Below are 22,668 nucleotides of genomic sequence, written 5' to 3'. Positions count from 1 at the left end.
TAGCGTTAAAACAACAAAATGTAAAGAAAATGCGCAAAAATACCAGCAGAAATCCCGCCTATTGTATGCGACAAAATAGCTTTTCCTGTTAAATATCTATAACCTAACTCATCCATCATGGCAACATGAGTGCTTAAATATCCACTCCATGTCATTCCCATTGCAGTAAACACTGCTATATCATTTGGAAATACTATTTTCATCTCTATAAATTTCGGAATAAGTGCCATAGCCGCTCCCGTAGAGCCAAGAGAAGTCAAAGGAAAAGCAATAAGTTCCGGGTGTTCAAACCCAAACAGCACCTTTAAAATGATATAAAACTTTTCTCCAAGAAATGGAAGTAAACCTATCCCTTCATAAGGTAACCCTTGATAACCGATCTGTGGATTCTTTGGCCCAAAAGTTATCATCATTACGAAAGTACTTATAACCAGAACTCCAGGAATTATTCCTATTCCTATTTCAACACCACTCTTACCTCCATCTAACAATGCTTCCAGAAATCTTTCCATAAAAGTCCCTGGTCTAACTTCCCGAAAAACCTTTTCAGGCATAAGTTTCTTTGTTTTTTTAGAACTTCCTAACCTTCTTTTTGTGTAAATTGAAAATATTTTAACGCTTACTATACTTCCTATAACAGCTCCTAAATTACCAATAATAACCGCTGGAACAAGATTTATATTCATCTTGTTACCCTGGGCTATCATAAACGTCGAAACTATTAATCCCATTCCAAACGATGTACCAAGATTGCATAGAAGCGGTTCCTGCCATTTTTCAAAATTATTCATAAACCTCTTATCTTTTGCAAGGCTTATAATCGCAGGATTATCTGAAAAATATGTAGATAATATTCCCATAATGGCTACTCCTGGAAGGTTGTATAGAGGTTTAATAAGGGGTTTTAATAAAAAGTCCAATAAATTAGAAACTCCAAATTCAAAAAGCAGTCCTGAAAAAGCACCTGTCAACACAGCTACCGCCATTATAAAAAATACTGTGTTTAACAAAAGATCATGTGCTGTAGTCATCAAAGTTTTGAAAAAATTGGCCGCTCCCATTACATCTATAATTGAAAAAAATATAAAAACCAAAACTCCAAGAAAAATAAAAGTCTCAAGGCTTATCGTTTTTTTTGGCTGCAGAATCTGTTCACTCCTTATACCTGTTATATTCAATCTATTCCAAGCACTATTAATAAACTCCCAACAATTAGTGATATAACACCTATTTCTTCAGGATGCAATGACTGTGAAATAGAAAAAGCAGCAAATACAATCACTGAATACTTAAAAAATGTAGCAAACATTCTTTTCCTCACCCTTCTAAGTGAAAAAAGAGCATATTCAAATCTGTCGTGACCAAGCGCCAGAACAAGTGTTCGAAATCTGTTATCAACTGAGTAAACCTCTCGTACTATTCTATATAAATGGTTTAAAACAGATAGTACAAGGAAAAAAACAAATATAAACCCTTTTGGCTTTATATACACCCACCCAAGAATACTAAAACCAAGAACCATCATTTCATTAAAAAACCTGAAAGTGCCATATTTAAAAGTATTACTTGAAAGAATTATCAAAAAAGCAAAAAAAATGGAAATCAGGAGCCCTAAGGCCCCTGTAATTAAAGATACAAAAAGTCCAAAAGTCATTGCTTACTTTCACCGCCTGCTTCTTTCTTAAAAAGTTCCGCTATAGCACCGACGCTTCCAAGAATACCTGAAAGTTCTACTGGTAAGAAAATCTTTGTAGCTTTGCCATTTGCTATATCTTTTAAAGCTTCAAGATATCTGACTGCAAGAAGATCGTTTGTAGGTTGTCCCTCATGAATAGCCTTAAAGACCAATGTTATAGCCTCACCCTGCCCCTGAGCTTCTGTAATAAGTTTATATTTATTCGCCTCAGCAACCCGTTTTATAGCTTCGGCTTCACCCTCAGCCTTTAAAATAGCAGCTTGTTTTTGCCCTTCTGCTTTTAATATTTCAGATTGTCTTACTCCTTCCGCCTCTAAAATAGCAGCTCTTTTTGTTCTTTCCGCTTTCATCTGCTTGCTCATAGCTTCCATTATGTCCTTAGGAGGATCTATTTTCTTTATTTCAACACGGGTAATTCTTATTCCCCATTTGTCTGTTGCTTCATCAAGTACCGTTCGAAGTTTTGCATTTATTCTTTCCCTTGAAGTCAACGTTTGATCAAGTTCTAATTCACCTATAACATTTCTTAAATTCGTCTGGGCAAGCTTTACCGTTGCAAATTCAAAATTGCTTACATTATAAGCTGATCTATAAGCATCTGTGATCTCGTAATATATCACTGCGTCCACTGTAACAATAACATTATCTTTTGTTATAACTTCCTGGGGAGGCACATCAATTACATGCTCACGCAAATCAACCTTTAACATTCTATCAAAAAAGGGAATAATAAAATGGATACCCGCTTTTACTTCGCGCCTAAACTTTCCAAGACGTTCAATAAGACCCCTTTCATATGGTCTAACAATTCTTATACCTGAAGCACCAATAATTAGCAGAAAGAAAGCTACAATAATAAGTAATAAATACATAAATATCCCTCCCTATTTTTTTTCTTCTTCACTTATCACTATTGGTTCAACAACCAGATGAGCACCTTCAACTTTTATTGCTGTAGCATGCGTGCCCTTCTCTATAACAACCTCTTCTTTAAATGAGTATGCCCGCCACGTATCACCATTAATCTTCACAACACCAGTACCTTTCTTATTGTCAATTGTTTCAATAACCAATACCTGTTTCCCTATAATCTCGTCCAAATTTATCTTCCTTGGCTGCTCTCCTGTCATTTTATTTACCAGAGGCCTTGTAAAAAACACAAGTAGTCCCGAGACAATCACAAAGGTAATTAGTTCCCATATGGTGTTTGCTAAAAAATATGCAACTATAGACGCTGCTATTGCACCGACTCCAAACCAGAATATAAAAAATGTCGGAGTGATTATTTCAAGAACCATCAAAATAACACCCAAAATGATCCAGAAGACTGTTGGATTAATTATACCACCCCCCTTTCTCTCATCATAAGCACAAACTTATCCACTAACTTTGGATCAAAATATGTCCCTGAAAGATTTTGAATCATCTCAACAGCTTCTGACGGCGTTTTTATCCTTGATTCCCATTCTGAGGAGATAAAATTGGTTATTTCGTCGTAGTAATCCAGCACAGATATTATTCTGGCAAAATATGGTATTTCCTCTCCTTTAAGACCATCGGGATAACCTTTCCCATCCCATCTTTCATGGTGATGACGTACCGTAGGAATATATTCCCACAATATATCAATCATGGAAAGAAAAACACTTCCCATAACTGTATGGTCTTGATAGTTGCTTTCAAAAAGGGTGATTCTGGTTGGTGAATACAGCATGAGCTGTTCAAGACTTATTTTACCAACATCATGAAGATAAGCATGTATTTCCAGACGCCTTATTTCCTCTTCGCTAAACCCTATATATTTTCCAAATTCTCTGGCAAGCTTTGCCATTCTTTGAGAATGACTAAATCCTTCCTCATCCTCTATTTCGCTCAAAACTATTATATTTACCAAAAGATCAATTATTAAGTTCTCAACTTTTTTTCGAGGCAAAAGACTAATATGTCCATCAACAATCTTTGAAACCAATAACCCTATTTCATCATAAATGTTTTGATCATCCTTAAAAATTGCAATTTTTTGGCCTTTTTGTTCAATTATTATTTTGCCTTCCTCAAAGTAAACGTTTATTTCCTTTTCTCCATGGGAAAATCCTACCTTTTCAATGTTTTTCACATATGAATTTAATTTTGAAAGTAATTCATTTGAAATCAAATTATCACCTTCTATCCTCAATTTCTGCAAGGAGTTCGTTTGTGAATTCTTCTAATTCTACATCGTTAGTTTCTTTACCCTCCCTGGTTCGAACGCTAATTTTGTTTTCCTTTGACTCTCTTTCACCAACTATAATCATATAAGGTATTTTGTTCAACTGTGCATCTCTAATTCTATAACCAAGCGTTTCCTTTCTGTTGTCAAGCTTTACCCTGATATTGTTCTTATCAAAAAATTCTTCTAATTGCTGCGCATAATTTATAAACTTATCAGAAACAGGTATAATGACAACCTGAACAGGTGCCAGCCATACAGGGAAAGCACCTGCATAATGCTCTATTAAAATCCCAAAAAATCTTTCAAGCGATCCATATTTGGCTGTATGTATCATAACTGGCCTCTTTTCACTACCTTTAGAGTCTACATATTTCAAATCAAACCTTTCTGGCATCAAAAAGTCAAGCTGGATGGTAGCGCATTGCCACTCTCTTCCAAGAGAATCCTTTATATGAAAATCCACTTTGGGACCATAAAAAGCCCCCTCTCCTTCTTCTATTTCAAATGGAAGTTCTATATCTTCTAAAACTTTTTTCAAAGCATTCGTTGCCTTTTCCCAGGTAGCCTCGTCTCCCATATGATCTTCTGGCATGGTACTCAACGTAGCCCTGTATTTAAAACCAAATGGTGCGTAAAGTTCATCTATAAGATTTACAACATTTCTAATTTCTTTTTCTATTTGTTCTTCTGTACAGAATATATGAGAATCATCCTGAGTAAAAGCTCTCACACGTAATAAACCGTGGAGAACTCCACTTCTCTCGTAACGATGAACCTTTCCAAATTCAAAAAGCCTTATAGGAAGATCCCGGTATGACACAACGTTATTTTTATAAGCAAGGATATGTCCTGGACAATTCATGGGCTTTATTGCATATGTAACATCCTCTTTCTCAGTAAAATACATATTATCTTTGTAATGTTCCCAATGCCCGCTTTGATGCCATAATTTCACATTCATAACAAGCGGAGTGATAATCTCTTTATAATTATATTTTTTATGAACTTTTCGAGAAAAATTTATAAGCTCATTTAAAATAATCGCTCCATTGGGTAAAAATATGGGCATACCTGCCGCGACATCAGTATTAATGAAAAATAGTCCGAGTCTTGGACCTAACTTTCTATGATCACGCTTTTTTGCCTCTTCCAGCATTTTTAAATATTCTTCCAACTCTTCTTTCTTAAAAAATGCTGTGCCGTAAATTCTTTGAAGCATTGGATTCTTTTCATTTCCTCTCCAATACGCTCCAGAAACGGATAAAAGTTTAAAATGTTTTGCAAAACCGGTATTTGGCATGTGAGGTCCTCTACACAGATCGACAAACTCTCCTTGCCTATAAAAACTGAGCTTTTCATCTGGAATTTCGTTTATCAATTCTATTTTGTATATCTGTCCTTTCTTTTCCATAAGCTCTATAGCTTCCTCTTTATTTAACTCAAATCTCTCAATTTTATGATTTTCCTTTATTATATCCTTCATTACTTTCTCTATTTTCTGAAGATCGTCCTCTGCAATAGAACCATTTAAAATTTCAAAATCGTAATAAAAACCATTTTCAATAGTTGGACCTATTCCAAGGCGGACATTATTTTCTCCATAAATTCTCATCACAGCCTGAGCCATTATGTGAGCCATCGTATGGCGTAAAAATTCCAGAGCTTCTTTATCCTTTTTCGTAACTATTTTTAACTTACAATCAAATTCTATAGGCCTTTCCAGATCCCACTTTTCCTCATTAACAATAGCACCAACGGCTACTCTATATAAGCCTTCGCTTATTTCTCTTGCTATTTCTGAAGGGGTTATCGGACTATCGTATGTTCTCTCAGAACCGTCTGGAAAAATTACTTTCACACTAAACACCTCCGTATTTTATCAATCGTTTTTTCCACAAATAAAAATATATTAATACGGCAATTGCTAATGATAATATAGGCTGAATATAACTTCCCTGTATAATCATAGGAAGGACTAATAATACAGCTTCTAAAAACGCCGGAACCCATAATTTGAAAAATGCATCTCTGTTTGCATCGATCATTATTATTAAAAAAGAAACAATAACCCAAAAAATACTTATTTGTTTATATATTACTGCCCCATAAAGTGTTAAAAGTATTATGTATCTTATCGCCTTTTTCCAGGTAAACTCATTTACAGAATCCAGGAACAAAAACAAAGGAAAAATAACAAACACATCGTAGAATGCCACGTCAAAGCTAATTAAAAATATAGCTATAAACCACAAAAATATTTCTTTCATAGACCTAACTCCCCGGAAATATCTTTCATAGCTTCCAGCGAAATTTCATAAAATTTTTCAAGACTTAACCCAAATTCTTCACATGTTTTCATCTGTTCTCGACTTGCTCCCCTTGCAAAAGATTTTTCTTTAAAACGATTGAGAAGAAATTTCACATCTATAGCATTAAGTTTCTTCTCAGGTTTTATAAGCGCTCCCGCAACAATAAACCCTGTAGTTGGATCGACAGCGTATAATACCTTCTCTATCAAAGTTTCACGCGGTTTTTTCTCGCAATGCGCCAATATAGCGTTTTTCATTTCTTCACTGATTTTGCCTGAAAGTATTTCAACTGTCTTTATTCCATGTATATCTGGAGAGTCTTTTGTATATTCATAATCAAGGTCATGGAGTAAACCCGATAATCCCCAGATTTCCTCATCTTTATTAAAATACTGAGCAAACTTTCGCATAACAGCCTCAACAGCCAGACAATGTTTTATCAAATTTCTGGTTTTTATGTGAAAGTTTAACAGCTCTATGGCCTCTTTTCGTGTTATCAAGGTTCACACCTCCATAAATCCCTTTTATTTTATATATAAGTATATCACAATTAAGTAAAGTTTTAATACAAAAAAAGGCCAAATTAGAATTAATCTTTCCTTCTCTATTTCATCTCATCTTAACAATTGCTTTTTTATTTTAAGTCAATATTCCACAATTAACCATAAAAATCAATGTTTGTTTTAATTTTTCATCAATTTTCACCACTTTTTACTAAAAACAAAGCAAATGTATAATTTTGTTCAAAGACAAAATAGGGAGGTAGTAATTTTGTACAAACTTAAATGTATAAGCTGTGAAACATACTATGATCCAGACGAAATTTTGTATACATGTCCAAAATGTGGAGATAGACTTGGAACTCTTGAAATAGTATACGATTATGACAACATAGTTATCAAAAAATCAGAGTTAGATCCTTACGATTCAATATTTCAATTTAAAAAAATTTTGCCTATTTCAAATAGTGCCTATCAAACTTATCTTCACGTGGGTGGAACACCACTTTATTCATTTAAAGGGTTGCTCGGAATAAAAGAAGTGTTCGTAAAGTACGATGGTACCAACCCCACCGGTTCTTATAAAGACAGGGCAACTGCTATAGCAATTTCAAAAGCTTACGAGTTTGGATTTAAAAATATATATTGTGCCTCAACAGGAAATGCCGCCAGTTCCCTTGCAGGATTAACTGCTCCCACAGATCTTGAAACATTTATATTCGTACCGGCTTCCGCACCAATTGCTAAAATAACTCAACTTTACGTTTATGGAGCAAATGTTATCCAGATTGACGGAAGTTATGATGAAGCTTTCGATATTTCCATGAAAATTGGACAAAAAAAGCGGTGGTATTCAAGAAACTCCGCAATAAATCCTTATCTCTTAGAAGGCAAAAAAACAGGCGCACTGGAAGTAGCTGTACAAACAGATTTTGAAGTTCCAGATACTATTTTTGTTGGAGTAGGTGATGGAACCGTGATAAGTTCCTTGTATAAAGGATTTTACGATTTCATGCAAATTGGGTTGATAGATAAGATTCCAAAGATAATAGGTGTACAGGCTCAAGGAGCTGATGCTATTGCACGAGTTTTTGAAAAAGGAGAACCATTTACCCCGGAAGATATAGAAGCTAAAACTATAGCTGACAGTATTTCTGTTGGAAAACCGCGAGATGTTATCAAAGCGTGCAAATATGTTCAAAAAAGTGGAGGAACTTTTCTAAGAGTCTCCGATGAAGAAATATTAAATGCAATTGTAGAGCTTGCAGAAGAAACAGGTGTTTTTGGAGAGCCTGCAGGAGCTTCAGCATACGCTGGCTTAAAAAAAGCATTGTCTTTAGGATTAATTTCCCGGGATGAAAGAGTTTGCGTGTTTGTCACAGGAAATGGATTAAAAGATGTGAGATCAATTGAAAGCCTGGTGAGATTAGAAAAGATTCCACCAAAAATTGAAACAGTGCTTCAATATATTGACACATTGAAACAATGATGGTGAGGTGAGATATGTGATTATAAAATTCAAACTAAACGGGAAAGAAATAGTTAGAAACGTTTTACCACACAAAAGGGCCATTGACTTTTTACGTGATGATTTAGGAATTTTGTCAATAAAAGAAGGTTGTGGGGAAGGAGAGTGCGGTGCCTGTACCATCCTTGTAAATGGAAAAAATGTTCATTCTTGTTTAATGCTGGCTGTTGAACTTGACGGAAAAGAGGTTATATCCATAGAAGGTATGAAAGACAACATAATTAAGGACGCTTACGTGGAAGCAGGTGCAGTTCAATGCGGTTTTTGTACGCCAGGATTTATAATATCCACTCATGCTCTTCTCAGTAAAAATCCAGAACCAACTGATGAAGAAATAGACGAAGCACTTGAAGGAAATCTTTGCAGATGTACCGGTTATTTAAAAATAAGAGATGCTGTTAAATTAGCCGCAAAAAAGTTAAAAGAAAAAGGAAGTGATAAAATTGATAGTTAATTACTTTCGACCAAAAACTATAGAAGAAATTGCCAAAATAAAGCAGGATACAGGTGGAGTTCTTTTCTCCGGTGGAACAGACTTGTTTGTAAAATTAAGAGCAAACACAATTAAAACTGACACAGTTATAGATACAAAATATATTGAAAAGATCCCTGTTGAACTAAAAAGTGAGCTCATTATTCCACTTAACACAACTTACTCTGAAATCAGAGAAATTCTCGAGCAGAAAAAACAATTTTCCCCACTTGTAGAAATTATAAAAACCATTGGCTCGCCTATGATAAGAAATCGTGGAACACCCATAGGAAACTTAGGAAATGCCTCACCCGCTGGAGACTTCCTTTTAGCATGTTACTTATACGATGCAGAAGTAACTATAGAACCAACAAAAAGAAAGTGTCACATATCTGATTTCATAAAAGGTCCTGGAAAAGTGGACCTTTCTCGGGAAGAATTTATATATGCTGTAAAAATTCCAAACCTTGATGGATATGAATACTATTTTGAAAAAGTTGGCCGAAGAAATGCCATGATAATCTCAATTGTGAGCCTTGGAATATTGCTCAAAAGAAATCAGAATAAAATTGAAGATATTCGAATAGCTTACGGTTCTGTAGCACCAACTATAGTCAGATTCAAAGATATTGAAAGAAGTTTAATAGGAAAAGAACTTACTCTTGAGATGTTTGAAGAAATCGCAAAAGAATATCAACATCGTGTAAATCCTATCACAGATGTTCGTGCAAGCAAAGAATATCGAAAAAAACTCGTTTATAACCTTCTTTTAAAAGCATATAATCACTTTAAAATATAACGAGAGGGTGGTGAAAAAAGTGCTTATTATAAAAGAATACGTAAAGCCAAAAAGCATTGAGGAAGCCTATAACATTCTCGTTTCCAGAGAAAAAGCAGAAATTATTGGGGGAGCAGCATTTGTACGGCTTTCCAACAAAACAATTAATGTAGGTATAGATTTGTACGATGCTGGCCTGGACTTTATAAGAGAAGATAACGACTATATTGAAATAGGTTCCATGGTAACAATATCGCAATTTGAGGACAATCAAGCTCTTTCACAGCTCTTTAATGGATTTTTGAAAAAAATATCAGAAACTATATTGAGTTACCAAATGAGAAACATTATAACAGTTGGTGGTACGCTCTATCCTAAATATGGTTTTTCTGATCTTATCACAGGACTCTTAGTATTGAACACAGAAGTTAAACTATATAAATCTGGAATACTTAATCTTGAAACTTTTCTAAAGGATAAACCTCGTATTAAAGACATTCTTGAAAGCATAAAAATAAAAAAAGAACCTATAAAAACTTCCTTTAAATATATTAGAAACTCAGAGTACGATTTCTCAATATTAAATGTCGCTGTTTCTATTAAAAATGTAAATGTAAAAATAGCTGTTGGAAGTCGTCCAGGAGTCGCTACACTTGCTTATGATGCTATGGGATTTTTAAACGAAAATGGAATCTCCAGAGAAAATATAGAGAAAGCTGCTGAAATCGCATCAACAGAAATAAACTTTGCAGATGATATGAAAGCCTCTGCTGACTATAGAAGAGAAGTATGTAAGGTCCTTGTGAAAAGAGCGTTGTTGGAGGTGGCAGAATGAAAATAAATTTGATAGTAAATGGCGAGAAAAAGATTTTTGAAATAGAACCTTCTGATATTTTACTTGATGTTCTTAGAAAAAACGGTTATTACAGTGTAAGACGTGGCTGCGATACTGGAATGTGTGGAATATGCACCGTGCTTCTGGATGGAAAACCTGTACCGTCCTGTTCAGTGTATGCCGCTCGTGTAGATGGGCATGAAATTACCACTTTAGAGGGAATAAAAGAAGCAAAAGAATTAGCCACTCTTCTTGCAGAAGAAGGAGCGGATCAATGTGGCTATTGCAGTCCCGGACTTATTGTTAACACAATTTACCTGAAAAATAAAAATATTAAAAGTATGGAAGAAGCAAAAGTTAAGTTAATTGGTAATCTTTGTAGATGCACAGGTTATGAAAGTCAACATCGAGCAATAGAGAAATTTTTGGGGGTGAAAAAATGAAAGAAGTAGCAAAAAGCATCATCAAAAAAGATGCGTTAGGTCTATTACTGGGAAAACCTGTCTATACCGATGATTTAGCACCTAAAAATGCGTTAATAGTAAAAGTTTTGAGAAGCCCCCACGCTTTTGCAAAAATAAAAGCCATTGATATTTCAGAAGCAGAAAAAATCAACGGCATTGAATGTATATTGACATACAAAGATATTCCAAGGGTACCTGTAACTCGCGCAGGACAGGGATACCCTGAACCATCTCCACATGACTGGTACATTCTTGACGAATATGTGAGATACGTTGGAGACGAAATTGCAATAGTTGCCGGAAACAATGAAAATGTCGTTAATGAAGCACTCAAAAAAATTAAAGTAGATTATGAAGTTCTCGAACCTGTCCTTGACTTTGAAAAAGCAGAAGAACATCCTTCAATAATACACCCCGAAAAAGAAACACATCCCATGTTTGAAATAGGATTTAATGCTTCAAAGAACATCGCAGCATCTTATGAAATGGAAATAGGTAACGTAGAAGAGGAGTTACAAAAATGTGATGTTGTAATAAAAGAAAGATTTTATACACAGGCTCAATCACACGTGGCGTTTGAACCTCACTCTGCAACGTCTTACATAGATATGCATGGAAGACTCATAATAATAAGCTCTACTCAGGTTCCATTTCACGTGAGAAGAATAATAGCAGAAGCCTTCAAAATACCCATTAAAAATATAAGAGTAATAAAACCAAGGCTTGGCGGAGGTTTTGGGGGAAAGCAAGCTATACACGGTGAACCATTTGTAGCAGCAGTAACATTAAAAACCGGGAAACCGGCTAAAATCGTGTACACACGCCAGGAAGTGTTCGAAGCCACTTACACAAGACATCCCATGAGATTTGATGTTACATTGGGTGCCACAAAAGATGGCAAATTGAAAGTTATTGATATCCAGGGACTCTCCGATACAGGTGCATATGGTGAACACGCCCTTACAACTTTCATGGTCGCCGGTTCAAAAACATTACCTTTATATAACAAAGTAGATGCTGTGCGTTTCAAAGGTAAAGTCGTATACACAAATAGGGTCCCCGGTGGAGCGTTTAGAGGATACGGTGCTATTCAGGCAAATTTTGCTTTAGAATCTGCCATGGACATACTTGCAAAAAAACTTAACATGGACCCTGTGATTTTACGGAAGAAAAATATGATAAACGAAGGAGAGACTTCACCAATATTCAAAATTATGGGTGAGGGCCGTGAAGGTGTTGATATGATAGTAAGAAGCTGTAAACTTAAAGAATGTATTGAAGAAGGAATGAATCTAATAGATTGGAAAAACAAATTTCCCCGGATAAAAATATCAGATACAAAAGTTCGCGGTGTCGGAATGGCCATAGCCATGCAGGGTTCAGGAATTGCAAATATAGACATGGCATCTGCTATTTTAAAACTCAACGATGATGGCTCGTTTAACCTTCTTATTGGTGCGACAGACCTTGGAACAGGAAGTGATACTATCCTGGCGCAAATTGCTGCCGAAGTTTTAAATACTCCCACCGAAAATATTATTGTATATTCTTCTGATACAGACTTAACTCCTTTTGACACAGGAGCATACGCATCAAGTACCACATATGTTTCCGGACATGCAGTAAGACTTGCAGCAGAAAAAATGAAAAAAATGATAATAAAAGAAGGCGCAAAAAAACTTGGGGTGGATGAAAAATCAGTTGATTTTGATGGTGAATTTATCTACGAAATAAATAATGCAAAAAAAGTCACTTTAAAAGAACTGGCAACTGTTCTTTATTACACTGAAAATCAGAAACAACTTGTAGCAGATGCATCATTTGTTGGCGAGGAATCACCACCACCTTATATGGCGGGCTTTGCAGAAGTTGAAATAGACACAGAAACAGGAAAAGTAAAACTTATAAATTATGTCGGTGTGGTTGATTGTGGTACTACTATAAATCCAAATCTTGCAAAAGTACAAATAGAAGGTGGAATAGTCCAGGGAATAGGAATGGCACTGTTTGAAGATGTTAAATATACTTATAATGGAAAACTTTTGACAAATAATTTGATGCATTACAAAATTCCTTCAAGAATGGATATCGGTAATGTCCAGGTGAAATTTGTAGAAAGTTACGAACCAAGCGGACCATTTGGAGCAAAATCTGTTGGAGAAATAGGAATAGATACACCACCTGCCGCAATAGCAAACGCTATTTATAATGCAATTGGAGTAAGAATTACATCCCTTCCAATAACACCAGAAAAAGTTTTAAAAGCTTTAAAGAGCTCAAAATAAAATTAGTAATCAATGTTTACATAAAAATTCCCCCGCGATCGATCTCGCGGGGGAATTTTTTATTGCGCTTTATTTATTATGATTGTCCAAACAAGCTCCACCACAGAGATACGCCTTTAGTTCCACCTTGATCATCCACTATTGTAACTGTGGCATCTTTTCCCAGCACTCCACTAATAGATATATCATATCCATTTATTGTAGCTGTACCGTTTAATGTAACTGTAGCACCTGTTGCATCTCTTTCAACCCGAATGACAACATAATCGGCGATAGACGAAAAATCATACGTAGTATTTGTATCAAATGTTTGAGCAGTTATTGTGAACCTTTTCCCGGACAAAATCTCGGGAATAGCTGAATCAATTGTAACCGTAGCATTTGAAAGCGTTGTTGATGGCTCACCAAATTTTACAACAAATGTAGAACTAAATGCAAATGTTTCCGTTGAATCGGCTGTTAAATTTATTATCCTGTTGTATTGTCTTTCTTCTTCCATCCTATACACCATGCTATTTCCAAAGTACCCACCCGCATAAGCTCTATCATTAGAATCTGGTCCACCTACTATTAATTCGTACTTACCAGCATCGATGTTTGAAAAATGCGCTATCCCATTAGAATCTGTTTTTGCAAAATAATCTGAACCATTGCCATCCAACCTCTTCATCGTCACAAAGACAGCTGACAAAGGATACCCTAAACTATCCTCAGCTTTTACATCAAACGTTACACCACCAGTAGTATCTAAAGAATATGATAAAGAATTCGCTGCATTTACTAACCCATACCCAGATGAATGATCGTATCCTAATTCATCTATATCAACTGCTCCTTTTTCTAACAATTTCTTAATTTGCCATGGTTTTGCATTTGGATATTTTTCAAGTAGCAAGGCAACAACACCAGAAACATGTGGACATGCCATTGATGTTCCCTGATAAAAATCGTAAGGTTCAGCATCTTTTCCAAGAGAATATCCCTCATATCCAAGCGCGTTGCTCCTTGGAACTGTGGAAAGAATTTCAACTCCTGGAGCACCTATTATTACACCATCACTTCTACTTGAAAACCATACTGTTCTAAAGTTTCCTCCATAATACTCAACTGCCCCAACCTGGATAATTCCTGGATAACCTGCCGGGTACAAAAGATGTTGATCAGTGTGAGAATTTCCCGCTGAAACAGTCACTACAACATTTTTATCAAGCGCATAATCAAAAGCACTTTTCAAAGTGTAACTGTAACCCCAGCCTCCCCAGGAATTCTGGAGTATATCTGCACCATTATCAACTGCCCAGATGATACCTTCTGCTACTTCATCATCACCTACATAACCTGACGTATCAAAAATTACTATAGGCATGATTTTAGCATCCGGGGCAACACCAACAATACCTATACCATTGCTTGAGGCGGCAATAGTTCCTGCAACGTGTGTACCATGTGCCCCTCCATAAGAAGAATCTGTACCAGCTTCCAGGATTTCATCTGTCAGTGGTCTATATCCTTTAATAACCTGTCCAACAAGATCAGGATGCATTCCATCCACACCCGTATCAATAACTGCTACCACAACTCCAGAACCTGTGGCAGTCTCCCAGGCTGTTCTTGCATTAATTGCATCAAGACCCCATAGATATTTAGAAAACTCTTCATCAGAACCTCCAGTTGTTGCAAACGTTTTGATTCCATCTAAATCTCGATATATTACAGAATCTGAAACAGGTTTAGGATCTATAATCTGCCTGACGTAACTTGGCTCAACATACTTTATACCAGAAAGATCTATTTTTGAAAGTTTCTTAAAAGCTTCTTCCACTGTACCGTCAAATTTAATAGATACCATTTTTATCTGGGGAAGATCAACGGAAATTTCTCCATTTAATACCTCAATAATCTTTTGGACACTCTCCCGATTTTCATAACCAACCAATACCTTACCTTCCTGGTACTTCATATCGACATTTTCAACAGAAGGATACTTTATAATACCTTCATTATTTTTCATTGAAAGAGAATCATTTAGCGAATTGTTCAATCCACACGCAGAAAGCACTAACAACAATAAAATCGTTAAAGGTACAACATATCTAAATATTATCTTCATCCCATGTCCCCCTTTCATCAATTTTCACCAGTTGTGAATGTATTATAAATCTCAGGCTCAATACTAAATGGATCGAATCTTTTTCCCAGATCAGTGTGTATCGAATATGCAACTGTATTATCCGTTGCATCCTCAACTACTGCAACCATAAGCTCGTTTCCCCACTCATATGTTTTATTCGCTTGAAGCTCATTATAAGAATACCAGCTTCCAGCCCCAAAATCTACCCACCATGCTCCTGATGGAGGTGCACTAAATTTAAAAGATACACCAGTTACTTCAGTAATAAACATAGAATAATATGGATATCCATAGCCACTTAATGAATAGTACCCATAATCATTTAAAGTTTCATCATAAAGCCATATATCCCAATAATATACAGGATTCCCCTCTGAACTTTTAACAGGATTTATTATTTCCCATGAAAATACCGGATCTCTGGATACATTTGTTGCTCCATCTGTTGGACTTATATACTTCACTTCAAACACATCAAGAGGAACAACAGAGCCAAGTTTCACCATAGTCGCTTCATATCCTGGATAAACCGCAGCCACTCCATACCATGTTTCTTTCCCGACTTCAAGTTGAGGCGATGCATCACGATAGTAATCATAACCTGATGGAACAGTAGCTATTGCTTCATAATTTGTCCCATCAAAACTTCTGTAAACCCTATAAGCTTCTGGTTCATCAGTTGTTGAACTTGCACTGGAATTTTCCCAGGCTACCCAGTAGACTTCTATCCAGAGATTTGTATCTTTTTCTGGCGCTGCGTTTATACGTCTTGTTTTTTTGAAAAATTCCGGAACGACTCTATCTTTTTTGTTAAATATAGAATCTCTTCCTCCATAAAACTTTATACCACCACGTCTTGTATAAGCAGCTAAATTATAATCTCCTGTTGCTTCGCTGACCTTTTCAATTTCATACCCTTTAACTTCTTTCGATACCTTATTTATATTGGCATAGAAAATCTTTTCTAACATATTATCATTTTTATCAAAAACAACTACATAAATCGGTGTTTCTCCTTCAAATCCCGCAACTGTAATTGTACCTTCAACTGTGGTTGAATTTGAAACATAGAGCCTTGGAGATGTTAAAAATCCAGAACCAGGTACATTTCCAGCTTTTGCATAAATTATACTGACATCATATTCCATACCAGTTGCTATAATTGATACATAAACATCACCTGTAACATTTGATAAATCAACAGGAGTTGCCTTAGTAGCATCTTCGAAAAATTTCACATCCACTTCTATTGGATTCAAACTTTTAGTAACTCCAACAGAAGCCACTCTTAACTTTGCTTCATTCAGCGTCGTGCTATCTTTGGTAAGCTTTAAACCTTCTATTCGCGTTACCGCATAACCAGATTTGGTGATAACAACATCCAGAAGCTCTTCGTCACCTTTAAGTACAGAAGAAATAGTAACTTTACCTTCTGTATCAGTTACACCTTCACCTCTTATACCTCCTGATTCATCGAGTATTTTTACACTTGCTCCTTCTACCGCCGCTCCAGAGTTATAATCTGTAACATAAAATTCTATCCCCCCTGTAAGCAAGGGAAATAGCTGCAAACAAGAAGTTGTCAAAAATAAAAAGCCAACTACAAAAATAAAAAGATAAAACTTTTTCATCCCAAAAACACCTCCCCTTCTTTAAAATAATTTAATGTAAATTTTTAAATTATAAAGCTGTCTTAAAATGTTTAGATATTGAAATTACTAATTCTATAAATATATGTAAACATAAGAAACCAAACTTAAGTATCTAACAACACAATAACATTATGTATCTTAAACAATTATTATTCAATTTTGCATTTAACTATTACACAAACAATTTTATCAATTGTAATATTCTAACATAATATTACAAAAAAAGTCAAGTTATTTGAATATTTTTTGTATATGCAATAATTCTTTTATTTTATTATAAATTATCACAATTTTCGAGACTATTCACAAGAAGAAAACTATAGTATACTGTTAAATGTGAACCTAATCTTTGAAATGGAGGGAAAGAATGGTTGAAAGATACGCCTTAGAACCTATTAAAAGTTTATGGTCGCTGGAAGCTCAATATAAAAGGTGGTTAAAGGTAGAACTGGCAGTTGTATGGGCATATGAAAGACTGGGAATCGCTCCAAAAGGCACATATCAACAGGCTATAAAAAACGCTTATATTGATGTTGAAAAAATTCTGGATATAGAAAAAGAAGTGGATCATGATGTTATAGCTTTTATAAAGGTTGCAACTTCAAAAATGGGAAAGGAAGCAAGCTTTTTTCATTACGGATTAACATCATCTGATGTTGTGGACACAGCTAACAGCCTTGCTCTAATAGAGGCGACAAATATTATAATCTCAGAAATGAAAAATCTTTTAAAACTTTTATTTGAAAAAGCTCTTCAATATAAAAAACTTCCCTCAATTGGACGTACGCACGGAGTTCACGCAGAACCAACATCATTTGGTTTAAAATTTCTTTCCTGGTATTCAGAACTAAAAAGAGATTTAAAACGCCTTATAAATGCCAGAGAAGAAATTTCTGTTGGGAAATTATCCGGAGCAGTTGGAAATTATGCACACATAAGCCCTCTGGTTGAAGAGTTAGCCCTTTCAAAATTATCTTTAAAACCAACACCCGTTGCCACTCAGGTAATTCCACGAGATCTTCACTCGAACCTTATAAACATTTTTGGATTGATTGCGTCAGCAATTGAGAGAATGGCCATAGAAATAAGGCACCTGCAGAAAACTGAAGTGTTAGAAGTTCAGGAACCCTTTAAAAAAACACAAAGAGGTTCTTCTGCTATGCCTCATAAAAAAAATCCCATTCTGTGCGAAAGACTAACAGGACTTTCAAGGATTATCAGAAGCTATGTTCACACTGCTTTTGAAAATATTCCGTTATGGCATGAACGAGATATTTCCCATTCCTCTGTGGAAAGGTTCATGTTTCCAGATGTAACCACAACATTACATTATATGATTGTAAAAGCCCAACATTTAATAAAAAATCTGGTGGTCTTTGAAGATAGAGTAAAAAGAAATATAGATACAACAAAAGGGCTTGTATACTCACAACGTGTGATGCTAAAGCTCATAGAAAAAGGATTAACAAGGGAAGAAGCTTACAAAAATGTACAAAAATTAGCTTTAAAATGCTGGGAAACTCACTCTTCTTTCAAAAATGAAATTGCAAAAAGCTTCTCACATTTGCTATCTAAAAATGAAATAGAAGAATTATTCAGTCCAGACTACTACCTAAAAAACATAGATGCTATATACAAAAGATTTGAAGATGAGTAAATTATTTCAAGACTATTAAAAATTCCCGCTTTCGCGGGAATTTTTAATTTGTATATATTAAATTTTTGAATATTCTTCGATAGCCTTTGAAATTATTCTCAACGCATCTTTCATTTTTTCCACATCAAGTACATAAGCTATTCTTATCTCACTCAGGCCTGCTCCAGATGTAGCATAAAAACCTGAAAGTGGAGCCACCATAGTGGTTTTACCATCAACATCGAATTTACTCAACATCCACTTTATAAATTCTTCGGAATTTTCTACTGGCAACTTTGCTGCTAGATAAAATGCTCCTTCTGGCTTTTGTACTATTACGCCAGGTATCTTTCTTATCTCCTCAAATGCTATATCACGCCTTTTCTGGTATTCTTTTCTAACCTGTTCTATATATTCGTCTTCCGCCTTAAGAAGACCAATTGTACCGTATTGCGTTATTTCTGCCGGGGAAAGTCTTGCCTGGGCAAATTTAAGAGCCGCTGCATAAAATTCCTTATTTTTTGTAACAAATGTACCTATTCTTGCACCACAGGCGCTGTATCTTTTAGAGACACTATCCACAATTATCAACCTATCATAAATGCCAAAATAATATGGAGAAAAGTGCTCTTTTCCATCAAAGGTAAATTCTCTGTATACCTCATCAGAAATTATAACCAGGTTATATTTAACAGCTATATCAGCTAAAATTTTTAACTCTTCTTCACTATATACAACCCCTGTAGGATTTGAAGGATTTGAAAATAATACGGCTTTTGTTCTGGGTGTAATAACTTCTTCAAATTTTTCTTTTTCCGGCATACGATACCCATTTTCCGGTGATGTAGTAACAGGAACAAGTTTTATATTCAAATACGACGCAAATCCTGCATAGTTTGCATAAAATGGCTCTATTACTATCACTTCATCTCCAGGATCACAAACCACCCCAAGGGCAAACATTATTGCCTCACTTCCACCATTTGTAATCATCACTTCTTCTGATGACACATCTATGTTCCATTTTTTATAATATCTGGAGAACTCTTCTCTTAATTCCAGAATTCCCTGAGAATGGGTATATGACACCACATCTTTTTTGAATCTTTCAATATATTCATACCATTGGTTAGGAGTTTTTATATCCGGTTGCCCTATATTAAGGTGATAAACATGAATACCTTTTCTTTTTGCTTCATCTGCGTAAGGAACCAGACGCCTGATAGGACTTGATGGAGTGTCAAGTGCCCTCTTTGAAATCATTAAAATCGCCTCCTCTTATATATATTACATCACTTTTAACTATATCAAATCCGTTTACATCCCCTGTACCCATGATTTCAATATATCCTGTGTTTGTATCAAAATCTGTATTTTTTATAATAAATCCTCTTCTATGAATTTCCTGCATTATTTTACCGTAAGATGCATAATTAACTTTTATTCTGTATATTGGCATTAAGACCATCTCTTCTATATTAGCACTGTTGATCAATTTTTCAACAATACCACTATAAGCTTCAATTAAACCACGAATCCCCAACTTGACACCACCAAAATACCTGGTAACGACAATTGCTACATTTAAAAGTTCGTACTTTTTTAACACTCCTAAAATGGGTTTTCCCGCAGTTCCAGAAGGTTCACCGGCATCTGATGAAAACTCAAGAATTCCATTATTTTCTATAATTCTATATGCTGGACAATTGTGAGTTGCGTCTCTATATTTGTGAGAAATAGTTCTGAAAAAATCCTTTGCTTCATTCACACTTTCAACATGAGTGGTTGTTGCAATAAACAGGGACCGTTGTACATTCATTTTTACACTATAGATTTTCAAAATCGTTTTGTATCTCTTGATCATAAAACTTTCGAAAACACCTCATTTCCTTCTATTGTAAAAATAGTTATCTTCAAAAAATCTGCTACATCCAGCACCATATAGCTTTGAGATGATTTACTTTTAGGCAGCGAAAGGCTTCCGGGATTTGCTATTATAACTCCTCTTTTTTCCATTATACTCGGAATATGTGTATGTCCATGCAACATCACATCAACTTTATGAAATCTTGCAAATTCAACAAGATCTACCCCATCATTCTCCACTATTTCTCCATGAAGCATCATAAAACGATATTTTCCAAAAAATTCTATTATCTGTCTTGGCATTTCAGGTAATCCTAAAACCTTCAAATCTACATCTGCATCACAATTACCACGAATGTATTTTATGTTGTACTTTTTCAACTCTTCTGCAAGTTCGCCTGGAGAATAACCTTCTGGCAAAGGATTTCGTGGTCCATGATAAAGTACATCCCCCAGATGAAAAATTTCGTCTACCTCTTTTGCGAGATTTTCTATTTTTCTCCAGCTTGTAACAGACCCATGTGTATCGGAAATCACCAATACTTTCAATTTCACACCTCCTGATTGCTAACCATGTTTCTATACTTACATACTGTTCTACGAGCAACATCGATACCCATTTTCCTCAATTCTTCCACAATTACATTATCTGTTGCATGGGGATTTTCCTTTAAGATTTCAGAAATGGCTATTTTCAAAATCGCAGGATGTACTTTCCGTCCAAAAAATATACTTAATGGAAAGATCCCTCGTGGAGTAGAAATATACTTATTTTTTATTGCCCTTGTCACAGTTGAACGGCTTAAGTCTAAAATATTCGAAATATTTTTCATGCTAATCCTTCTGGGAAATTTGCGTTTCCCAATCAAAAAACTTCTATTAACCTCAACTAATATGAAAAGTATCCTTAAAATTGTTTCGTTTCTCTTTTTTAATGCATCATTAACTATTTCATTCGAAGTCAATGGAGCCTGCGTAATCCTGACATTTAAGTCATCGTCAATTACAGCATCAGGAACAAACGAATCAGCTACATCACCATACGTAAAATTACGTATTTGCTCGGCAAAAAATTCATAAATCATGTTTATTATATTCTCGACATCTTTGCTATCACAGGAATATTTTTCAGCTACTTCTTCCGGTGTAACATTCAACTTTCCTGTGTGATCTATGTTGTATATTATGTACTCTGCTATTGTTTCTTCCTCATCACTTAAACCAAGAAATGGAATATCCTTAATAAGAATCGTGTGCAAATCTTCATGATATTTTATCTGAACATCTTGAAAGTTGATCAGATTTTCACCATGAATTTTCAGAATATCTCTAATTGGCTTTTCGAGATATTCTAAATAAATTTTTTCCTTTTTCGTTAAAATCAATCCATATTTAAGCTTTGTTTCTGAACGTAATTTCATAGCTTCACCAGGCTTTTGGCAATATCACATGCCAGTTTTGCGTTATTTTCCAGAAGAGTTATATTAGCCTCAAGAGTTTTTCCTTTTGAAAGTTCAACCAAACGCTTCAATGTATAAGGTGTGACATCCTTTCCTGATATATTTTTCGCGTCCATTTCTTTTTCCACTATAGACAAATATTTTTTCATTTCATCTTCGGATATTACATATTCTTCCGGTATAGGATTTGCCACTAAAATTGAGCCATTAATACTTATTTCATTTTTTATATTATAAATATTTCTTATATGCTCTACAGAATCTACTCGATCGATTTTATACGAAGAAATTCCATTATAAAAAATAGGGAAATACTCCGTTTTATAACCCACTACAATCACCTGAAACGTCTCCAAAAACTCCAAAGTTTTTTTCACATCCAGTATAGACTTGCAACCTGTAGAAACAACTATTATGTTAGTTTTAGATAATTCCAATAAATCCTGTGATACATCCCATTCTCCTTTATGAACACCACCTATACCACCTGTTGCAAAAACCTTTATCCCTGAAAGAGACGCTATTTTTGCAGTAGCACTAACCGTTGTTGCAGCGCTTTTTTTCAAAGCACACACATATGGTATCTCACGCGTTCCAACTTTAACAGGGGAATCTTCTATAAATTCTACTATCTCTTTCTCAGTCAAACCTACCACAATTTCTCCACGGAAAATTCCTATCGTTGCAGGAATACATCCCATTTCTCTTGCAATATTTTCCAGATTCCTAAATATTTCCAGATTTTTCGGATATGGTAACCCATGGGCTATAACTGTACTTTCAAACGCAACTACTGGAAGATTATTTTTTAAAGCATTTATTATTTCTTCCCTTATTCTCAATT

Annotated in this window: 22 protein-coding genes; 7 read left to right on the top strand and 15 right to left on the bottom strand. The window is 35.1% G+C overall.

Going from position 1 to position 22,668, the window contains the following annotated elements; translation table 11 throughout:
* Positions 1–5: 5 nt before the first annotated feature.
* Genes JYK00_RS05545 through JYK00_RS05510 form a run of 8 tightly spaced genes read right to left on the bottom strand, consistent with a single transcriptional unit; the run spans position 6 to position 6,717 of the window.
* Positions 6–1,178, bottom strand: coding sequence for a CD0519/CD1768 family membrane protein (locus JYK00_RS05545; RefSeq protein ID WP_456119864.1), 1,173 nt, complete (start codon positions 1,176–1,178; stop codon positions 6–8).
* Entirely contained in the window at positions 1,175–1,654 is a 480-nt protein-coding gene (locus JYK00_RS05540) for a hypothetical protein (protein WP_207565937.1), read from the bottom strand. Before JYK00_RS05540 ends, JYK00_RS05545 begins: the two co-directional genes overlap by 4 nt.
* Positions 1,651–2,568, bottom strand: coding sequence for an SPFH domain-containing protein (locus JYK00_RS05535; RefSeq protein ID WP_207565936.1), 918 nt, complete (start codon positions 2,566–2,568; stop codon positions 1,651–1,653). The genes JYK00_RS05540 and JYK00_RS05535 overlap by 4 nt, the downstream gene beginning before the upstream one ends.
* 12 nt (positions 2,569–2,580) lie before the next feature.
* On the bottom strand, positions 2,581–2,994 hold the full coding sequence (locus tag JYK00_RS05530) for an NfeD family protein (RefSeq protein ID WP_228288119.1): 414 nt from the start codon (positions 2,992–2,994) through the stop codon (positions 2,581–2,583).
* Between the two features lie 41 nt (positions 2,995–3,035).
* On the bottom strand, positions 3,036–3,851 hold the full coding sequence (locus JYK00_RS05525) for an HD-GYP domain-containing protein (RefSeq protein WP_228288118.1): 816 nt from the start codon (positions 3,849–3,851) through the stop codon (positions 3,036–3,038).
* Between the two features lie 4 nt (positions 3,852–3,855).
* The gene (thrS, locus tag JYK00_RS05520) at positions 3,856–5,766 is read right to left on the bottom strand and encodes a threonine--tRNA ligase (RefSeq protein ID WP_207565935.1); all 1,911 of its coding nucleotides are present in this window, start codon (positions 5,764–5,766) and stop codon (positions 3,856–3,858) included.
* Between the two features lies 1 nt (position 5,767).
* Positions 5,768–6,175, bottom strand: coding sequence for a hypothetical protein (locus tag JYK00_RS05515; RefSeq protein ID WP_207565934.1), 408 nt, complete (start codon positions 6,173–6,175; stop codon positions 5,768–5,770).
* Positions 6,172–6,717 (bottom strand): HD domain-containing protein, encoded by a 546-nt coding sequence (locus tag JYK00_RS05510; protein ID WP_207565933.1) that lies wholly within the window; start codon positions 6,715–6,717, stop codon positions 6,172–6,174. The genes JYK00_RS05515 and JYK00_RS05510 overlap by 4 nt, the downstream gene beginning before the upstream one ends.
* 271 nt (positions 6,718–6,988) lie before the next feature.
* Between JYK00_RS05510 and thrC the strand changes: the two genes are divergently transcribed.
* Genes thrC through JYK00_RS05480 form a run of 6 tightly spaced genes read left to right on the top strand, consistent with a single transcriptional unit; the run spans position 6,989 to position 13,079 of the window.
* A complete protein-coding gene (gene thrC / locus JYK00_RS05505; protein WP_207565932.1) occupies positions 6,989–8,206 on the top strand; it encodes a threonine synthase in 1,218 nt (405 codons plus the stop codon).
* Positions 8,207–8,222: 16 nt separating this feature from the next.
* The gene (locus JYK00_RS05500) at positions 8,223–8,699 is read left to right on the top strand and encodes a (2Fe-2S)-binding protein (protein ID WP_207565931.1); all 477 of its coding nucleotides are present in this window, start codon (positions 8,223–8,225) and stop codon (positions 8,697–8,699) included.
* Positions 8,689–9,516 (top strand): FAD binding domain-containing protein, encoded by an 828-nt coding sequence (locus JYK00_RS05495; RefSeq protein ID WP_207565930.1) that lies wholly within the window; start codon positions 8,689–8,691, stop codon positions 9,514–9,516. The genes JYK00_RS05500 and JYK00_RS05495 overlap by 11 nt, the downstream gene beginning before the upstream one ends.
* 19 nt (positions 9,517–9,535) lie before the next feature.
* Positions 9,536–10,330 carry an FAD binding domain-containing protein gene (locus tag JYK00_RS05490; RefSeq protein WP_207565929.1) on the top strand — a complete coding sequence of 265 codons (795 nt, stop codon included), beginning with the start codon at positions 9,536–9,538 and terminating at the stop codon, positions 10,328–10,330.
* Positions 10,327–10,773, top strand: a complete 447-nt coding sequence (locus JYK00_RS05485; RefSeq protein ID WP_207565928.1) for a (2Fe-2S)-binding protein — start codon at positions 10,327–10,329, stop codon at positions 10,771–10,773. Before JYK00_RS05490 ends, JYK00_RS05485 begins: the two co-directional genes overlap by 4 nt.
* Positions 10,770–13,079: a xanthine dehydrogenase family protein molybdopterin-binding subunit gene (locus tag JYK00_RS05480; RefSeq protein WP_207565927.1), complete on the top strand. Its 2,310-nt coding sequence runs from the start codon at positions 10,770–10,772 to the stop codon at positions 13,077–13,079. The genes JYK00_RS05485 and JYK00_RS05480 overlap by 4 nt, the downstream gene beginning before the upstream one ends.
* 76 nt (positions 13,080–13,155) lie before the next feature.
* Here the strand turns inward: JYK00_RS05480 and JYK00_RS05475 are convergent, their stop codons facing one another.
* Together JYK00_RS05475 and JYK00_RS05470 are read right to left on the bottom strand one after the other, a co-directional pair.
* A complete protein-coding gene (locus JYK00_RS05475; RefSeq protein WP_207565926.1) occupies positions 13,156–15,189 on the bottom strand; it encodes a S8 family serine peptidase in 2,034 nt (677 codons plus the stop codon).
* A gap of 17 nt (positions 15,190–15,206) precedes the next feature.
* Positions 15,207–16,841: a carboxypeptidase-like regulatory domain-containing protein gene (locus tag JYK00_RS05470; protein ID WP_207565925.1), complete on the bottom strand. Its 1,635-nt coding sequence runs from the start codon at positions 16,839–16,841 to the stop codon at positions 15,207–15,209.
* Positions 16,842–17,229: 388 nt separating this feature from the next.
* Here JYK00_RS05470 and purB point away from each other — a divergent pair, with 388 nt between their 5' ends.
* Positions 17,230–18,519, top strand: coding sequence for an adenylosuccinate lyase (gene purB / locus JYK00_RS05465; RefSeq protein ID WP_207565924.1), 1,290 nt, complete (start codon positions 17,230–17,232; stop codon positions 18,517–18,519).
* Between the two features lie 57 nt (positions 18,520–18,576).
* On the opposite strand, the gene JYK00_RS05460 is transcribed toward purB, so the two are convergent.
* Genes JYK00_RS05460 through JYK00_RS05440 form a run of 5 tightly spaced genes read right to left on the bottom strand, consistent with a single transcriptional unit; the run spans position 18,577 to position 22,666 of the window.
* Positions 18,577–19,761 (bottom strand): pyridoxal phosphate-dependent aminotransferase, encoded by a 1,185-nt coding sequence (locus JYK00_RS05460; protein WP_207565923.1) that lies wholly within the window; start codon positions 19,759–19,761, stop codon positions 18,577–18,579.
* A complete protein-coding gene (locus JYK00_RS05455) occupies positions 19,739–20,338 on the bottom strand; it encodes an IMPACT family protein (protein ID WP_228288117.1) in 600 nt (199 codons plus the stop codon). Before JYK00_RS05455 ends, JYK00_RS05460 begins: the two co-directional genes overlap by 23 nt.
* Before the next feature lie 20 nt (positions 20,339–20,358).
* Positions 20,359–20,919 (bottom strand): phosphodiesterase, encoded by a 561-nt coding sequence (yfcE, locus tag JYK00_RS05450; RefSeq protein ID WP_323128239.1) that lies wholly within the window; start codon positions 20,917–20,919, stop codon positions 20,359–20,361.
* The gene (locus JYK00_RS05445) at positions 20,916–21,785 is read right to left on the bottom strand and encodes an RNA polymerase factor sigma-54 (protein WP_207565920.1); all 870 of its coding nucleotides are present in this window, start codon (positions 21,783–21,785) and stop codon (positions 20,916–20,918) included. Before JYK00_RS05445 ends, yfcE begins: the two co-directional genes overlap by 4 nt.
* Positions 21,782–22,666, bottom strand: coding sequence for a pseudouridine-5'-phosphate glycosidase (locus JYK00_RS05440; protein WP_207565919.1), 885 nt, complete (start codon positions 22,664–22,666; stop codon positions 21,782–21,784). Before JYK00_RS05440 ends, JYK00_RS05445 begins: the two co-directional genes overlap by 4 nt.
* Positions 22,667–22,668 lie beyond the last annotated feature (2 nt).

The sequence above is a fragment of the Thermosipho ferrireducens genome (assembly GCF_017358165.1).
Taxonomy (GTDB): Bacteria; Thermotogota; Thermotogae; order Thermotogales; family Fervidobacteriaceae; genus Thermosipho_B; species Thermosipho_B ferrireducens.
The sequence above is the reverse complement of the archived record's forward strand: the minus strand, read 5'-3'. Positions and strand labels throughout refer to the sequence as shown.

What these genes read in the sequence shown, in the direction of transcription:
- JYK00_RS05480 (WP_207565927.1), top strand. Translation starts at nt 10,770, where the DNA reads ATGAAAGAAGTAGCAAAAAGCATCATCAAAAAAGATGCGTTAGGTCTA.
- purB (WP_207565924.1), top strand. Translation starts at nt 17,230, where the DNA reads ATGGTTGAAAGATACGCCTTAGAACCTATTAAAAGTTTATGGTCGCTG.
- JYK00_RS05535 (WP_207565936.1), bottom strand. Translation starts at nt 2,568, where the DNA reads ATGTATTTATTACTTATTATTGTAGCTTTCTTTCTGCTAATTATTGGT.
- JYK00_RS05470 (WP_207565925.1), bottom strand. Translation starts at nt 16,841, where the DNA reads ATGAAAAAGTTTTATCTTTTTATTTTTGTAGTTGGCTTTTTATTTTTG.
- JYK00_RS05445 (WP_207565920.1), bottom strand. Translation starts at nt 21,785, where the DNA reads ATGAAATTACGTTCAGAAACAAAGCTTAAATATGGATTGATTTTAACG.
- JYK00_RS05475 (WP_207565926.1), bottom strand. Translation starts at nt 15,189, where the DNA reads ATGAAGATAATATTTAGATATGTTGTACCTTTAACGATTTTATTGTTG.
- JYK00_RS05460 (WP_207565923.1), bottom strand. Translation starts at nt 19,761, where the DNA reads ATGATTTCAAAGAGGGCACTTGACACTCCATCAAGTCCTATCAGGCGT.
- JYK00_RS05540 (WP_207565937.1), bottom strand. Translation starts at nt 1,654, where the DNA reads ATGACTTTTGGACTTTTTGTATCTTTAATTACAGGGGCCTTAGGGCTC.
- JYK00_RS05530 (WP_228288119.1), bottom strand. Translation starts at nt 2,994, where the DNA reads ATGGTTCTTGAAATAATCACTCCGACATTTTTTATATTCTGGTTTGGA.
- JYK00_RS05515 (WP_207565934.1), bottom strand. Translation starts at nt 6,175, where the DNA reads ATGAAAGAAATATTTTTGTGGTTTATAGCTATATTTTTAATTAGCTTT.
- JYK00_RS05485 (WP_207565928.1), top strand. Translation starts at nt 10,327, where the DNA reads ATGAAAATAAATTTGATAGTAAATGGCGAGAAAAAGATTTTTGAAATA.